The sequence below is a fragment of the Qipengyuania benthica genome (assembly GCF_030717865.1).
GTDB lineage: Bacteria > Pseudomonadota > Alphaproteobacteria > Sphingomonadales > Sphingomonadaceae > Qipengyuania > Qipengyuania benthica.
In genome coordinates this window covers 985,232-1,000,583 of sequence record NZ_JAVAIL010000001.1, presented here as the reverse complement: position 1 = coordinate 1,000,583, position 15,352 = coordinate 985,232, and the positions used below count along the sequence as shown (strand labels likewise).

At 66.8% G+C, this 15,352-nt stretch carries 17 protein-coding genes; 9 read left to right on the top strand and 8 right to left on the bottom strand.

Annotated elements, in window-relative coordinates:
* Positions 1 to 105: 105 nt before the first annotated feature.
* A complete protein-coding gene (locus tag Q9K01_RS05005) occupies positions 106 to 1,029 on the bottom strand; it encodes an oxidoreductase (protein WP_305929084.1) in 924 nt (307 codons plus the stop codon).
* Complete coding sequence (locus Q9K01_RS05000) at positions 1,026 to 1,652, bottom strand: ribonuclease HII (RefSeq protein ID WP_305929083.1); 627 nt, start codon at positions 1,650 to 1,652, stop codon at positions 1,026 to 1,028. Before Q9K01_RS05000 ends, Q9K01_RS05005 begins: the two co-directional genes overlap by 4 nt.
* Here Q9K01_RS05000 and Q9K01_RS04995 point away from each other — a divergent pair.
* From Q9K01_RS04995 to Q9K01_RS04970, 6 genes are all read left to right on the top strand, one after another.
* Positions 1,651 to 2,838 (top strand): PQQ-dependent sugar dehydrogenase, encoded by a 1,188-nt coding sequence (locus Q9K01_RS04995; RefSeq protein WP_305929082.1) that lies wholly within the window; start codon positions 1,651 to 1,653, stop codon positions 2,836 to 2,838. The two genes, Q9K01_RS05000 and Q9K01_RS04995, sit on opposite strands and share 2 nt — an antisense overlap.
* Before the next feature lie 76 nt (positions 2,839 to 2,914).
* Positions 2,915 to 3,445, top strand: a complete 531-nt coding sequence (locus Q9K01_RS04990) for a GNAT family N-acetyltransferase (RefSeq protein WP_305929081.1) — start codon at positions 2,915 to 2,917, stop codon at positions 3,443 to 3,445.
* A gap of 57 nt (positions 3,446 to 3,502) precedes the next feature.
* Positions 3,503 to 4,051 (top strand): DUF1285 domain-containing protein, encoded by a 549-nt coding sequence (locus tag Q9K01_RS04985; protein ID WP_305929080.1) that lies wholly within the window; start codon positions 3,503 to 3,505, stop codon positions 4,049 to 4,051.
* Positions 4,048 to 4,689, top strand: a complete 642-nt coding sequence (locus Q9K01_RS04980; RefSeq protein WP_305929079.1) for a CoA pyrophosphatase — start codon at positions 4,048 to 4,050, stop codon at positions 4,687 to 4,689. The genes Q9K01_RS04985 and Q9K01_RS04980 overlap by 4 nt, the downstream gene beginning before the upstream one ends.
* Positions 4,686 to 5,861, top strand: coding sequence for a CCA tRNA nucleotidyltransferase (locus tag Q9K01_RS04975; protein ID WP_305929078.1), 1,176 nt, complete (start codon positions 4,686 to 4,688; stop codon positions 5,859 to 5,861). Before Q9K01_RS04980 ends, Q9K01_RS04975 begins: the two co-directional genes overlap by 4 nt.
* A 213-nt stretch (positions 5,862 to 6,074) precedes the next feature.
* Entirely contained in the window at positions 6,075 to 6,608 is a 534-nt protein-coding gene (locus Q9K01_RS04970; RefSeq protein ID WP_305929077.1) for a hypothetical protein, read from the top strand.
* Positions 6,609 to 6,716: 108 nt separating this feature from the next.
* On the opposite strand, the gene parC is transcribed toward Q9K01_RS04970, so the two are convergent.
* Positions 6,717 to 9,008, bottom strand: a complete 2,292-nt coding sequence (gene parC, locus Q9K01_RS04965) for a DNA topoisomerase IV subunit A (RefSeq protein ID WP_305929076.1) — start codon at positions 9,006 to 9,008, stop codon at positions 6,717 to 6,719.
* Between the two features lie 224 nt (positions 9,009 to 9,232).
* On the opposite strand from parC, the gene Q9K01_RS04960 reads away from it, so the two are divergent.
* The gene (locus tag Q9K01_RS04960; RefSeq protein WP_305929075.1) at positions 9,233 to 9,790 is read left to right on the top strand and encodes a type 1 glutamine amidotransferase domain-containing protein; all 558 of its coding nucleotides are present in this window, start codon (positions 9,233 to 9,235) and stop codon (positions 9,788 to 9,790) included.
* Positions 9,791 to 9,883: 93 nt separating this feature from the next.
* Here Q9K01_RS04960 and purU read toward each other — a convergent pair whose 3' ends face one another.
* From purU to Q9K01_RS04940, 4 genes are all read right to left on the bottom strand, one after another.
* Entirely contained in the window at positions 9,884 to 10,759 is an 876-nt protein-coding gene (purU, locus tag Q9K01_RS04955) for a formyltetrahydrofolate deformylase (protein WP_305929188.1), read from the bottom strand.
* A gap of 144 nt (positions 10,760 to 10,903) precedes the next feature.
* On the bottom strand, positions 10,904 to 11,239 hold the full coding sequence (locus tag Q9K01_RS04950; protein WP_422785286.1) for a 2Fe-2S iron-sulfur cluster-binding protein: 336 nt from the start codon (positions 11,237 to 11,239) through the stop codon (positions 10,904 to 10,906).
* Complete coding sequence (locus Q9K01_RS04945) at positions 11,236 to 12,333, bottom strand: cysteine desulfurase family protein (protein WP_305929074.1); 1,098 nt, start codon at positions 12,331 to 12,333, stop codon at positions 11,236 to 11,238. Before Q9K01_RS04945 ends, Q9K01_RS04950 begins: the two co-directional genes overlap by 4 nt.
* A gap of 62 nt (positions 12,334 to 12,395) precedes the next feature.
* Positions 12,396 to 13,475 (bottom strand): cysteine desulfurase family protein, encoded by a 1,080-nt coding sequence (locus Q9K01_RS04940; protein ID WP_305929073.1) that lies wholly within the window; start codon positions 13,473 to 13,475, stop codon positions 12,396 to 12,398.
* Positions 13,476 to 13,568: 93 nt separating this feature from the next.
* On the opposite strand from Q9K01_RS04940, the gene Q9K01_RS04935 reads away from it, so the two are divergent.
* A complete protein-coding gene (locus Q9K01_RS04935) occupies positions 13,569 to 14,225 on the top strand; it encodes an alpha/beta hydrolase (protein WP_305929072.1) in 657 nt (218 codons plus the stop codon).
* A gap of 200 nt (positions 14,226 to 14,425) precedes the next feature.
* Positions 14,426 to 15,121, top strand: a complete 696-nt coding sequence (locus tag Q9K01_RS04930; protein ID WP_305929071.1) for an energy transducer TonB — start codon at positions 14,426 to 14,428, stop codon at positions 15,119 to 15,121.
* Positions 15,122 to 15,133: 12 nt separating this feature from the next.
* Here the strand turns inward: Q9K01_RS04930 and Q9K01_RS04925 are convergent, their stop codons facing one another.
* A complete protein-coding gene (locus Q9K01_RS04925; RefSeq protein ID WP_305929070.1) occupies positions 15,134 to 15,343 on the bottom strand; it encodes a hypothetical protein in 210 nt (69 codons plus the stop codon).
* Between the last annotated feature and the right edge of the window lie 9 nt (positions 15,344 to 15,352).

Here is a 15,352-nt window from a genome sequence, read left to right as displayed (position 1 = left end):
ACGAAAGGAGTCCGCTACTAGATGTTGAGTCTGCTGGTCTTTTTGCGACTCCAGATGAAGTGGTGTGGCGCTTTGGACTCGCCCGGCACGCTTATTCTTCGCGCCTCACGCGACCGCCGCGGGCTCCAGTCCGGGATCGACGCCAGTGAGTTCGATCGAGGTGTCCCACAGCCGCTTCGCCAGCCGCGGATCGCGCGCGCGCTTGCTGGCGAAGGCCGGACCCGAGGTCCGCCCGCTCATTTCGCGGAAGCCATAAGGGCCGTAGAAATCGCCGCCCTCGGCATCGGGGTCGCTCGCCGCTTGCAAGGCGGGCAAGGCGCCCTGCTCGCTGCTGTTCAACACCAGCCCGACGACCGATCCGAACAGGCTACCGAACATGCCCAGATGGCGGGTAAGCTCGCTTTGCGCGATACCGGGATGGCAGGCGATCGAAACCACCGGCGAATTCGCCGCGCGCAGCCGGCGGTCGAGTTCCAAGGCAAACAGCAGATTGGCGAGCTTACTCTGCCCGTAGAACTTGGTTCGTCCGTAGCCCTTGCCAGCGTCGAGATTGTCGAAGTCGATTTCGGCGCCGCGATGGGCGAGGCTGCTCTGGCTCACGACCCGCGCCCCGCCATCAGCCGCCAGCTTGTCGAGCAAGAGGCTGGTAAAGGCGAAATGCCCCAGATGGTTGACGGCGAACTGCAGCTCGCTGCCACCGGGCGCACGCGACAGCGGCGGCATCATCACCCCGGCATTGTTGACCAGAATGTCTATCCGCTCCTCTTCGCCGGCCTTCTCGGCGGCGTCGCGGACCGAAGCGATGTTCGCCAGATCCAGCGGCAGGAATTCGGTATCCGCCCGCTCGTGACCCGATGTCAGCCGCTCCTGCGCCTCTTGCGCCTTGTCGGCGTCGCGGCAGGCGAGCAGGACCCGTGCGCCCTTGCGCGCCAGCCCTTCGGCGATGGCGAAACCGATGCCGGTATTGGCTCCGGTAACGATGGCGGTCTTGCCGGTCTGATCGGGAATATCGGAAAAGGCGAAGCTCATGCGAACATCTCCACTTGCGCGACCGGAGCGAAGCTGCGGCGGTGCAGCGGGCTCGGCCCGTGCGTCCTCAATGCAGCAAGATGCTCGGGCGTTCCGTAACCGGCGTTGCGTTCCCAGCCGTAATGCGGATACGAGTGCGCCGCCGCGCGCATCAGACGGTCGCGGTGTTCCTTGGCGAGGATCGAGGCGGCCGAGATGCACGGCTCGAGCGCATCGCCGCCGACGATCGCCCGCGCCGGCCAGTGCCATCCCTCGCAGCGGCCATGCGGCGTCAGATTGCCGTCGATCAGCACGCCGTCGGGTGCACAAGCGAGCGCCTCGACCAGCCGTGTCACCGCAAGCGTCATCGCCAGCATGGTCGCGCCGAAGATGTTGAGCCGGTCGATGTCCTCGGGCTCGACCACCCCCAGCCCCCAGGCGCAGCAGCTCTGGATCCGCGGCTCGAGCTGCGCCCGGCGGGCGCGAGAGAGCTTCTTGGAATCGTCGAGACCCTCGGGGCAAGGCTTGCACAGCACCACCGCCGCCGCCACAACGGGGCCAGCCAGCGGGCCGCGGCCCGCTTCGTCCACGCCGATGATCAGCGGGGCGGCACCAAGGCCTTTGTCGGGAGTTGCACACATCATGACCAAAGCATCCGTCCTCGCCGCCACCCTATCGCCCCTGCTGCTTGCTGCAAGCTGCGGCAACGCGGCGAGCGGGGATAGCACCGCCCAATCGACCCCGGTTGCGGGCGCAAATTCTGGCGGCGAATTCGACGGCGAATTCGCGATCGAGAGCTTTGGAACCTTCGACGAGCCATGGGCCTCCGCCTTCGTTCCCGGCACCTCGGTGCTGGTGCTCACCACCAAGCCGGGCGAACTGCACGCGATCGACACCGAGACGCGGCAGGCGATCACCATCACCGGCGCTCCGCAGGTCGATTACGGCGGCCAGGGCGGTCTGGGCGATATCGCTTTTCTCGACAGCGAGGCCTCCGCCAGCCTCGGCACGCGCACGATCTATTTAAGCTGGGCCGAGGCGGGCGAAGGCGATACCCGCGGCGCGGTGGTCGGGCGCGGGCAGATGGTCTGCGCTCAGCCGACCTCGTGCACCATCGAGGACCTCTCGGTGATCTGGCGCCAGGCCCCCAAGGTCACCGGGCGCGGCCATTATTCGCACCGCATCGAATTCAGCCCCGACGAGCGTTACCTGTTCGTCGCCAGCGGCGATCGTCAGAAGATGACCCCGGCGCAGGACACCGGCAACACGCTTGGCACCATCGTCCGGCTCAACCCCGATGGCACGCCCGCGCCCGGCAACCCGCTCGCCGATCGCGCCGGGGCCAGCGACGAGATCTGGAGCTGGGGCCACCGCAATATCCTCGGCATGGATTTCGACGACAGCGGTCGCCTCTGGGAGATCGAGCATGGACCCAAGGGAGGCGACGAGCTCAATCTGGTGCAGCGCGGCGAGAACTACGGCTGGCCGGTGCGATCGAATGGGGTGAATTACGACGGGTCCGGCATTCCCGACCACAGTCCGGACGATGGTTTCGTCAAGCCGGTGGTGAGCTGGACTCCGGTCATCGCGCCCGGCAATTTCGTGTTCTACGACGGCGATCTGTTCGCAGGCTGGGATGGCGATGCGATCATTTCGGGACTGGTGACGCAGGGCCTCGTCCGCGTCGAGGTGGAGGGGACCAATGCGCGCGAGGTCGCCCGCTACGATCTGGGCGAGCGCATTCGCTCGGTAATCCAGGGGCCTGACGGAGCGCTGTGGGTGCTCGAAGACGGCGATGGCGCCCGGCTGCTGCGCCTGACCCCGGGCTAAATCAACGCTGAGCCGACGCTCGGGCAAGAGGATAGCTATCGACTTGCCCGGGCGCGGGCCCTAGTCCGCGCCGCCCATGGCCACGCTGATTCCCCTGACGGCGGTCGAACCCGCGCTGATCGAGCAATTGCTCGATGCCGCATTCGGCGAAGACCGTCACGCGCGCACCGCCTATCGCATCCGCGAAGGCACCGAATGGCTCGAGGCCCTGAGCTTCGCGGTGCTCGACGAGGAGGATTACCTCACCGGCACGATCCAAATCTGGCCGGTCGCGCTGACCGATCCCAGGGGACGCCCGCACCCGATGCTGATGGTCGGCCCGGTGGCGGTGATGCCCGGGCGTCAGGGCGAAGGCTATGGCAAGGCGCTGATCACCGCTGCGCTGGGCGCGATCGATCCGCGCGCCGCGCTGCCGCAGGTGCTGATCGGCGACGAGGCCTATTACGGCGCCTGGGGCTTTACCGCGGCTCCTACGCGATCGTGGCACTGTCCCGGCCCGTGGGACCCGGCGCGGCTGCTGGTTCGCACAGACAACCCGGGCGTGCTGCCGCACGAGGGGATGCTCGGCCCCTGGAGCGAGGAAGCGCGCGCAGCCTTGGCGAACTAGCCGCGCTCTGCCATCCCTGCGCCCCAAAGCCATTCAGAGCCATTCAGAGCCATCGTCATGCCCTACGAACCGCCCCCCGAACTCGCCTCGCTCGGTCTCGCCGAGATCGCCGAACAGGTCGCGCAGCGCAAGCTCCCCCCAGTCGAGGAATGGAGCCCGGCGAACGAGGGCGACAGCGAGATGCGGATCGCCGTCGACGGCTGCTGGTACCACGATGGCGGCAAGATCCGGCGGCAGGCCATGGTGCGCGCCTTCGCCGGACTGCTGACCCGTGACGCGGCGGGCGCCTACTGGCTGGTGACGCCGGTTCAGAAACTCTCGATCGAGGTCGAGGATGCGGCCTTCATCGCCACCGACTGCCGCATGGTCGACGACGGGATCGCGCTGCGGCTCAACACCGACGAGCTGGTGATCGTCGGACCGGACCACGCGCTGCGCGCCGCGGGTAACCGCGAGGCGCCCGCGATCTACTGCCATGTCCGGCGCGGCTGCGAAGCGCGGCTCAACCGCTCGACCTATGAGCAATTGGCGCAGATCGCGCTCGCGCGCGGTGACGACTGGACCGTGACCAGCCAGGGCGAAACCTTCTCCCTGCTGCCTGCATGAGCGCGCTGTTCGACCGGCTGCAGGCGCTGTTCGAACACGGCCATGCGCAGGAGTTCGACGATCTCATGTCCGATGGGCGCTTTGCCGATGCCCGTCGCACCGCCGATGCCGCGGTGCTGATCGCGGTGGTGGACCGGGTGGAGGCACCCGGCGTCCTGCTCACTCAGCGCCCCACCACCATGCGCGATCACCCCGGGCAGGTCGCTTTCCCCGGCGGCAAGCTGGAGCCGGGCGAGGACGCGGTCGCCGCGGCGCTGCGCGAAGCGCAGGAAGAGCTCGCGCTCGATCCGCAGGCGGTCCGTCTGATCGGCACCACCGATCGCTACCAGACCGGGACCGGCTTCGACATCACGCCCGTGCTCGGCGTGGTTCCCCCCGACCTGCCGCTGATGGCCTGCGAACGAGAAGTCGAAAGCTGGTTCGAAGCCCCGCTGTCGCTGCTGATGGACGACCGCAACTGGCGGCGCAATTCGGTGTTCTGGAAGGGCGCGACACGCGAATATCTCGAGCTCGAACATGGCGGCTATCGCATCTGGGGCGTGACGGCGGCGATCTGCTACAACCTCTCGCGGCGGCTGGCCTGGACGGAGGCAGGGACGCAGACAGCGGTTACCGAAGGCAAGGAGAGCGAGCGATGACGACCCTGCCCGCAACAGAGTGGACCCAGCGCGAGGATCTTGCCGCGCTGGTCGACGCGCTCGGCGCCGAAAACCTGCGCTGGGTCGGAGGCGCGGTGCGCGATACGCTGCTGGGCGGCACGGCCAAGGATATCGACGCTGCGACCATCCACCTCCCCGAAGCGGCGATCGAACTGTGCCGCGCGGCGGGCATCCGCACGGTGCCGACCGGGATCGATCATGGCACGATAACCGCGCTGCTTCAGCATGGGCCGGTGGAAGTAACGACGCTGCGCCACGACGTCTCTACCGATGGGCGCCGCGCCACTGTCGCTTTCGCCAGCGACTGGCGCGAGGACGCCGCCAGGCGCGATTTCACCATCAACGCGCTCTACGCGCATCCCGAGACGCTGGAGATTGCAGATTATTTCGGCGGCCTCGCCGATCTGTCCGCGCGGCGGGTGCGCTTCATCGGCGATGCATCGCAGCGCATCCGCGAGGATCACTTGCGCATCCTGCGTTATTTCCGCTTCCAGGCGCGCTTCGGCGACCAATTGGACGAGGAAGCGATCGACGCCTGTCGCGAGTTGGCGAGCACGCTCGGGGAGTTGAGCCGCGAGCGAGTGGCGATGGAATTGCTCGCCATCCTCGGCCTGCCCGATCCCGCCCGTACAGTGGCGCTGATGCAGGATTGCGGCGTGCTCGGAATCGTCCTGCCCGAAGCGCGGGCCAACGAGCGCGCCTGTCTGTCGGCTCTGATCGCGCAGGAAGGAAGCCAGAACGCGGCGCCCGACCCCATTCGCCGCCTCGCGGCGCTGGTCCCGCCGATCCGCTCGCTGGCGGAAGCGGTCGCGGTGCGCCTCCGGCTGTCGCGCGCCCAGCGCGCCCGGCTGGTCTGCGCGGCAGAGCGTGGAGCGGAAGACGCCGGCGATCCGCGCGGCCTGGCCTATCGCGAGAGCCTCGCATGCGCACGGGACCGCCTCCTGCTGGAGGGCCATGCAATCGACGAACTCGATGGCTGGGAAGCCCCGCGCTTTCCGCTCAAGGGCGGGCGGATCATCGCCCGCGGGGTCGCTCCCGGACCCGAGGTCGCGCGGATTATGCAGGCGATCGAGCGACGCTGGGTGGACGAAGGCTTCCCCGGCCCCGAGCGGATCGACGCGCTGCTCGACGCTGCGCTGGAAGCACGCTGAGCTTCAGCCAAGCTTAAGGTAGCTTTCCCTATACGGAAAGTCGGCGGTTGCCTTTGATGGCCAGCCGCCTATCACAAACCAGCTCCCGGCTCCGGGAGCGTCGCGGCCTCGCCCGGGCTCTCGTCCGTAGGCCGTATCGCCAGCCTTGTCGTTTTCCATGCGCCGCGATGGCGCTGCGGGGAGCGATGTGTCCAGCTTGATCGGGAGATTCAAATGAAATTCGTGTTCCTCGCCGCCGCCGCCCTCGCCGTTTCCGGGGCTCCGGCGCTCGCACAGACCGCCGCCGCCAACGAGCAGGTGGCTGCAGGTGCCACCGTCGTCGGTCCCGAAGGCAACCCGGTCGGCACGATCGTCTCGGTCGAGAACGGCCAAACCGTGCTCGACACCGGCAAGCACAAGATCCCGCTCGGGGCCGATATGTACGGCAAGGGCGAGAGCGGCCCGACCATCACCGTCACCAAGGCGCAGCTCGATGGAATGGTCGACGCTCAGATCGCCGAGGCAGAGGCAGCCCGCGATGCGGCGCTGATCGCCGGTGCCGCAGTCACCGCTGCCGACGGCGAGCCGCTGGGCACCGTGTCAGAAGTCGAGGGCGACCGGGTGGTGGTCGCGCGCGGCGGCGACGACACCGATCTCGTCACGCTGCAGCGAGAGCATTTCGACGCCGGCGAGGCGGGCCTGACCGCGCGCCTCACCACCGCGCAGATCGACGAAGCCCTCGCCGCTGTCTCAGGCACCGCCGGGTAATTCCTGCGCCCTTTCGCGAGGGCGAGAACTTCAAGAGAAAAGGGCCGGAAGCGCTGCGACGCTTCCGGCCCTTTTCCTGTGGCAGACGATCGGCGCTGGCGTGTCCCGTCAGCCGAAGCTGTTGTCGCGCGGGAATCCCTGCGGCGGCATCCGTCCCGCCCCCCCGCGCGCGACCTTCCATTGCCACATCTCCTGCTCGGTCCGGGTGCGTCCGCTGTCGCCGCCCATCGCCCAGCTGAGCCCCTCCTCGAGCCTGAAGGTGCGCGCGTCGGCCATCCCGCCATCGCGATAGCGCTGCAGCTGGACGCCCTGCCCGCGCGTCATGTCGGGCAGTTCCTCGAGGTTGAAGACCACCAGCTTGCGATTGTCGCCCACCACCGCGACATGATCGTCGCCGGCAGCGATCGGGCGCACCACCGCCAGCTTCGCGTCGCCCTTGAGGTTGACCACCTGGCGCCCCTTGCGCGTCTCGGCCAGCAGATCGCCGGTCGTGGCGGCAAAGCCCTTGCCCGTACTCGCAGCGAGCAGCAGCCGCTGATGCGGCGCATGCACCACCATCGCCACGATCTGCGCTTCGGCGTCAATATCGAGCGTGTTGCGCAAGGGTTCGCCAAAGCCGCGCGCGCCCGGCAATTTGTCCGCGCCCAGCGTGAAGAACCGGCCATCGTCCGCCGCGAGCAGCAGCTTGTCGGTGGTCTGAGCATGAACCGCGAAGGCCGGACCGTCGCCTTCCTTGAACTTGAACTCCTGATCGAGCGGCACATGCCCGCGCGCGCCGCGCACCCAGCCGCGCTGCGACAGGATAACCGTGATCGGTTCCTTCTCGATCATCGCATCCATGCTGAATTCGACCGTGGGCGCGGCTTCCTCGATGCTGGTGCGGCGGCGCCCCAGCGGCGTGTCGGGCCCATATTCCTTGCGCAGGTCGGCAAGATCGCGCTTCAATCGGGTTCTCTGGCGCGCAGGCGAGCCTAGCAGCTTGTCGAGCTCGTCCTTCTCCTTGAGCAACGCGTCCTTTTCCTGGCGCAGCTGCATTTCCTCCAGCTTGCGCAAAGATCGCAGCCGCATGTTGAGGATCGCCTCGGCCTGGCGGTCGGTCAGGCCGAACTCGGCCATCATCAGCACCTTGGGCTCGTCCTCGGTTCGGATGATCTCGATCACCCGGTCGAGATTGAGGAAGGCGATGATATAGCCTTCGACCAGTTCGAGCCGCGCGGCGATCTGGTCGAGCCGGTGGCGGCTGCGGCGCTGGAGGATGTCGATCTGGCTGGCGACCCAATTGCCCAGCAGCTCCTTCAACCCCATCACCATCGGGGTGCGCGTGGCGTCGAGGACGTTGAGATTGAGTCCGAAGCGGGTTTCCAGATCGGTGAGCTTGTAGAGCGATTCCTTGAGCAGCTCGGGATCGACGTTGCGGCTGCGCGGGACCAGCACCAGCCGGATCTGCTCGTCGCTCTCGTCGCGGACATCCTCGAGGATCGGCAGCTTGCGATCGGCGATCGCCTGTGCGATCTGCTCGATCAGCTTGCCTTTCTGGACCTGGTAGGGGATCTCGCTGACCACCAGCTGCCACTGCCCGCTGCCCAGCCGCTCGATACCGGCCTCGCGATCCGCAGGCTTCTCGGCCTCGGCGGCGTGAAACCGTCCGCGTACGCGGAAGCTGCCGCGCCCTGTCTCGTAAGCTTGCGCGATCACATCGGGCCCGTCGACCACCAGCCCGCCGGTGGCGAAGTCGGGGCCGTGGAACAGTTCCATCAGCCGCGCGTGCTCGACATGCGGGTTGTCGATCAGTTCGAGCGTGGCATCGACCACTTCGGCGACATTGTGGCTGGGGATGTTGGTCGCCATGCCCACCGCGATCCCGCTCGAGCCATTGGCGAGCAGATTGGGAAACAGGCCGGGAAATATCTCGGGCTCCTGCTCCTCGCCGTTGTAGGTGGGGACGAAATCGACCGTGCCCTCGTCGAGGCCTTCCATCAACCGCACCGCGGTGCGGGTCATCCGCGCTTCGGTGTAGCGATAGGCGGCGGCGTTATCGCCGTCGATATTGCCGAAATTGCCCTGGCCTTCGACCAGCGGGTAGCGCAGCGCGAAATCCTGCGCGAGCCGGACCATCGCGTCGTAAACGCTGGCATCGCCGTGGGGGTGGTATTTGCCGATCACGTCGCCGACCACGCGCGCGCTCTTCTTGAAGGCGTCGGTGGGGTTGAGCCTGAGCTGACGCATCGCCCACAACAGGCGGCGGTGGACCGGCTTCAGCCCATCACGCAGATCGGGCAGCGAGCGCGCGGTGATGGTCGACAGCGCATAGACCAGATAGCGCTCGGACAGCGCGGAGTCGAAGGGGGTATCGACGATCGCATCCAGGGGATCGGGCTCGGTGATGTCGCTCTTGGGCATTTCGCATTCCTAGCCGCTCATCCGCTCGATGCCCGAAGCCGCCGGCTGCGGGGCCATATCGAGCTTCGCGACGACCCCGGTTCGGCGGCGTCACGGCTCCTCGAGCGATGGGCGGAAATGATTCCAGTCGCCCCGCCCTATCACCGCCACGCTCTGGCTACCAACGGGGAACGGCGGGCTTTCCCCATACGTTGAGGAGGTAACAGCAATTCAAGGAGTTACCCATGACCAAGCACGTGATGATCCTCGCCACCAACGGCTTCGAACAGAGCGAACTGATGAAGCCCAAGGCCAATCTCGAAAAGGCCGGCATCAAGACCACCGTCGTCAGCCTCCAGAGCGGCTCGATCAAGGGCTGGGACCAGGACGATTGGGGCCAGAGCGTCGATGTCGACAAGACGGTCGACGAGGTTTCCAATTGCGAAGGCTACGACGCGCTGATGATCCCAGGCGGCCAGATCAACCCCGACCTGCTGCGCGCCAACGAGCGTGCCGTCGCGATCGTCCGCGAATTCAACGCGGCGGGCAAGCCGATCGCCGCGATCTGCCACGCGCCGTGGCTGCTGATCGAGGCTGGAGCCATCGAAGGCAAGACCGCGACCAGCTACAACTCGATCCGAACGGACCTCAAGAACGCAGGCGCCAATGTGGTCGACAAGGAAGTGGCGATCGATGGCAACATCATCACCAGCCGCAACCCCGACGACATTCCCGCCTTCTCGAAGGCGCTGATCGAAGCAGTCGGCGAGACGGTGAAGGAAGGCGAGCTCGAAGCCGCCTAATTCCAGGACGGTGCCTAACGAGATAGAGAGCCCCGCCGTAGCGATATGGCGGGGCTTTTTCGTTCGACAGCCTGACGATCAGGCCGGCGTAGCCTAACGGAAAACCACCGTCCGCATGCCGTTCGGGAAGACTCGGCGTTCTGCAGTCCAGCGCACCGCTCTTGCAAGCACCCGGGCCTCGATATCCCGACCGATCCGGATCAGGTCCTCCTCGGTGGCACGATGATCCACCCGTTCGACATCCTGCTCGATGATCGGGCCTTCATCCAGGTCGCTCGTCACGAAATGAGCCGTCGCCCCGATCAGTTTCACCCCCCTTTGATGCGCGCTGCGATACGGGCGCGCGCCTTTGAAGCTGGGCAGAAAGCTGTGATGAATGTTGATGCACCGCCCGGCAAGCCGTTCGACGAGTTCCGGCGACAGCACCTGCATATAGCGCGCCAGCACAAGATAGTCGGCCTCTTGTTCCAAGAACAGCGAGAAGAGCTTCTCCTCCTGCTCCTCTCGCGTGTCCGGGGTAACCGGAAGATGGGTGTAGGCGACCCCGTGCCACTCCGTCAGCTCGCGAAGCTGGGGATGGTTCGACACGACCCCGACCACCTCCACGGGCAGGTTGCGAGTCTGTGAGCGGTACAGAAGATCGTTGAGGCAATGGCTGCCTTGCGACACGGCGATTAGAAGCTTTGGCTGGTGGTTGGAGGGCAGGAGTTCCCAGTCCAGATCGAATTGGCGAACGATCGGAGCGAACCCGGCGCGAAGCTCGTCGAGCGTTTCGGAGAACGCCCCACCGTCCGGTTTGAACTCGATGCGCAGGAAGAAGCGTCCCGCCTCCAGATCGGCGTATTGCTGGCTATCGAGGATGAATCCCCCGAGCCGCGCCAGATGGCCGCTGACCGCGGCAACGATCCCGACGCGATCCTGGCAGGAAAGGGTCAGGATGTAGGCGGACTGGGCTGCGGAGATGCTCATTTCGAACCGAAGTACCGTTCGAATCTCAAGGCTGCCACGGAAAAACGCCGCCGACCCAACCGAACCGCCAAAGGGCAGCCAGCGATCAAATGCCACCTGCGAGGACGAACTCGCCTGGACTCTCGAAATCAACTCGACAGAAGTTCAAAATCGCCGTGCGTCGTGGCTGTCGCCAGGGATCGCAACTTCCAGCCCATCGAGGCTTTCGTCGAGCAGTATCTGGCAGGATAACCTGCTGGTGCGACGCACGCCGGCGGCGAGGTCGAGCATGTCTTCCTCGTCTTCGCTCGCCGGCGGCAGTTTCGCGAACCATTCGGGATCGACCACCACATGGCAGGTCGAGCAGGCCATCTGCCCTTCGCAGGTGCCCTCCAGGGGCAGGCCAGCGGCCTGCGCCAGCGTCAGCAGGCTGTCGCCGGGTTCGCCCACGGCTTCGACCCGCTCGTCGCGTGCGGTCGTGAAGGTCACGCGCACGCTCATAGCCCCTGCGCCTTCGCGGCCGCGTTGATCTTCTCCGCCGCCTGTTCGATCTCGTCGAGCGTGGTGTAGCGGCCCCAGCCCAGCCGGATCGAGCTCTTGGCTCGCTTGGCCGACAGCCCGATCGCCTCGAGCACATGGCTGGTGCGCCCCGACCCGCTGGCGCAGGCGGAGCCGGCAGAGAACATCACGTCGCGCACCTCGCTCATCAGCCGGTTCACATCCAGGCCCCCATATTTCTTGGGCGGCCGGATGTTCATATTGCCGTGCCAGCGCGCCTCCTCGCTGCCGTTGAGCTTCCAGTCCGCAAACAGCTCGCGCGCGCAGCGCCAAAGTTTTTCGACATGCTCGGCATCAGCCGCCATCTGCTCCTTCGCCAGCAAGGCCGCAGCGCCGAAGCCCGCGATCAGCGCCGGGCTGAGCGTACCCGAGCGGATGCCGAATTCCTGCCCGCCGCCGGTCTGCACCTCCGCCAGCTCGAGCCCGTCGCGGACCCACAGCGCTCCGACGCCTTTGGGCCCGTGCAGCTTGTGCGCGCTGACCGCGATCATGTCCGCCGCGGTCAGCTCGATCTTCCCGTAAGCCTGCACCGCATCGCAGAGGTAGAGCGCGTTGGCGCCCTTGGCCTTCCGGTGCCAGTCGATCGTCGGTTGGATAGTGCCGATCTCGTTGTTGACCTGCATCACGCAGACCAGCCGCGTGTCGGCGGGCAGATCCTGCTTCGTGTTGCACTGGCCGTTCTTGGCGACGTTCAACTCGTGGCAGGCGCCCATGCTGCGCGCAGTGTCGAGCACCGCGGCGTGTTCGATCGCGGAGACCGATACCGTGCGACGCTCGTCGCGGCTGGCAGTCCCGCGGATGGCGAGATTGATCGCCTCGGTGGCTCCGGAAGTAAAGATCACCTTTCCCCCGGGCGGGAACAGCGCCGCGACGCGGTCGCGCGCCAGCGCGATCGCGGCGGCGGCCTCGCGCCCCATGCGGTGCGGCGAATGCGGATTGCCGAAGCCGCTGCCGGCGGGCCCGTCGAGCCAACGCATCATTTCGTCGCGCGCATCGGGAGCGAGCGGGGTTGTCGCCTGATAGTCGAGATAGATCATGTCGGATGCGATCCTAACCGCTCGGGGCGGGCTTGTCGAAGCGGTGTTTGGTCGGGGGCGAGTCAGTCCCGCTGCGCCAACTCGCGCCAGACGTCGCAGAAGCGTTCGACTTCGGCTCGGGTGGTGGTCCAGCCGAGGCTGACCCGGATGGTGCGGTCGGCAATGTCGGGTTCGAGCTGCATCGCCTCGAGCACATGGCTCCGCTTGAGGCTTCCGCTCGAACAGGCGCTGCCCTGCGAAACCGCGATCCCCGCCATGTCGAAGCGCATCAACTGCGCGCTGCCGCTCATGCCGGGCATGGCGATGGCGCGGATATAGGGCGTGGGTGCGGCAAGCCGGTCGGCCAGCCAGGTGCCCCCCATGGCGTGGCAATCTTCGGCCAGCGCCGCGAGCGGCTCAAGGACATCCGGATCGCAATATGGTCTGTCACAGGCCTCCAGCGCGGCCGCCATGGCGAGCACTCCCGGCAGATTCTCTGTCCCCCGGCGATAGCCGCGCTCATGCCCGCCGCTGGGCTTGAGCAGCTTGTAATCCCTCACCAGCAGCGCGCCCACGCCCACCGGCCCGCCGAATTTGTGCGCCGAGAGGATCGCCATGTCGCAATCGGGCATCGCGAACTTGCCCGTGCCTTGCGCGCAATCGGCGAGCAGCACGCCGCCCGCCTGACGGACGGTGGGGGCGATGGTGGCGAGATCCTGCCGCTGACCGGTCTCCGAATTGATCTGCTGCACCGCCACCAGCGGACGCTCGCGCTGGACCGCCTCCTGCAGCACTTCCAGATCGAGCGCGCCGTCGGGCTGGACCGGCAACCGCTCGGCGTCGGGCGCCGCGCCGAGGATCGCATCGTGCTCGCTGGCCGCGACCAGCCGCGCACCCGCCTGCGCGCTCCCCAGCGCCAGCTGCGCCGCCTCGCTCGCGCCGCTTGTGAAAATCACCTCGCCGTCCCACTCCAGCGCCGCAGCAATGCGCGCGCGCGCAGCTTCCAGCGCGGCCTTGGCCTTGCGCCCCTCGGCATGCGGGCTGGAGGGATTGGCCCACAGCCGCCAGCCTGCTTCCATCGCGGCAAGCGCTTCGGGCCTTATCGGCGTGGTGGCAGCGTGATCGAGATAGATGCGTTCGGCGATGGGACAGGCTCTAAACAATTGCGAATTGCGACGGAAACACTATATAGCCCGCGACCTCTCGCGCGCCACCACCGGCAGCACGGGCCAACCATCTCGCTAGGTACCCCAACCATGCCGACCGTCATCTTCCCCGGCCCCGAGGGCCGTCTCGAAGGCCGTTTTTCGCCTGCGCCGCGCCCGCGCGCGCCGGTCGCGATGATCCTCCACCCGCACCCCCAGGGCGGCGGGACGATGAACGAGCAGATCACGCAGAAGCTCTACAAGAATTTCGTCGATCGCGGCTTTGCTACCCTGCGGTTCAACTTCCGCGGTGTCGGTCGCAGCCAGGGCAGCTTCGACAATGGCGTAGGCGAATTGTCCGATGCTGCCTCGGCGCTCGACTGGGTTCAGTCGATCCATCCCGAAGCGCAGACGACCTGGGTCGCGGGCGTCAGCTTCGGCTCGTTGATTGGGATGCAGCTGCTGATGCGCCGTCCCGAAGTCCGCGGCTGGATTTCGATCGGCGCCCCGGCGAGCATGTACGACTTCTCCTTCCTCGCCCCCTGCCCGGCCAGCGGGATTTTCATACACGGCGCGCAGGACACGGTGGTACAGCCCAATGCGGTGACCAAGCTGGTCGAGAAGCTGCGCACCCAGAAGCACATCACCGTACATCACGAAGAGATCCCGCGCGCCAACCACTTCTTCGAGAACGAGCAGGACGAGCTGATGGCCTCGGTCGACAATTACCTCGATTTCCGGCTCGATCCCTCCTGCCCGATCAAGTGAGCCGGCGGCGGACAGCCGCTGGCTCTCGCTTCCAGTAACGCATAGCACCGCCCTGTCGCTGGCCAGCGCGGGGGCGGAGCCGTTGCACCGGGCAACGCGAAATGTCTTGCAGGCTCTGTGATGTTGTAACATGCTCTCCAAGCAGGCCGCCTGGCTTCTCCTGTCGCACGGGCGGTCGCAAGCAGAGAGAGGACTGACCCATGGCCTATGCCGACCAGATCCGCCGCCCGTCCCCCACCGGCATGATCGCCGTCGTCGCGGTCCACGCCGCCATCGGCACCGCGCTGATCACCGGCCTGTCGTTTACGGGCGTGCTGAAGCCGCCGCCAAAGCCACTGACCGGTGCGCAGATCGAATTGCCCAAGCCACCCCCTCCCGAACCCTCGCCCGAACCGCAGCGCGAGCCGCGTCCAGAGGCTCGCGCCCCGGTGGAGACGATCGTCGCGCCCACACCTCCGATCACGTTCGAGCCGCCCACGCCGGGGTTCGAGACGACCAAAATCGTTCTTCCGACGCGGCCCATCGTCGAACGGCCCGGTTCCGATCCGACCGCCATTCCGGCACCCCAGCCTAGCGCCGTCTCGACCCCGAGCGGGGTCGCGCCACTGGCCGCACGGCCGCGCAACGATCCCGGGCGCTGGATCACCAGCAACGACTATCGTTCGAGCTGGATCGCCCGAGAACTCACCGGGACTGCGCGGTTCCGCCTCGAGATCGCCGCGGATGGCCGTGTCACCGATTGCACGATCACCGGTTCGACCGGCCACTCGATACTCGATACCGCGACCTGCCGTTTGCTCGAACAGCGCGCACGCTTCGAGCCAGCGCGCAATGCCAAGGGCGATGCGGTGGCAGGCAGCTTTGCCAATGCGGTCAGGTGGGAATTGCCCGACTGAGCCCGGCCGCGACTACTCGACTGCGCCCCGCTCGACCCGATCGAGCGGGGCCGTTCCGCCCTCGTCGGGGACGGTCCAGATCGCCACATTGAGCAGCGCGACGGCTACCAGCACCAGCATCAGAAGCGCCTGCTTGCGATGGCCGCGCTTCCACGCGAGCCAGGCGCCACCGCACAGGGCGATGGCGGCGAGCACTGTGATCGAGAGGACAATGTCGAGCATGGCTGGCTT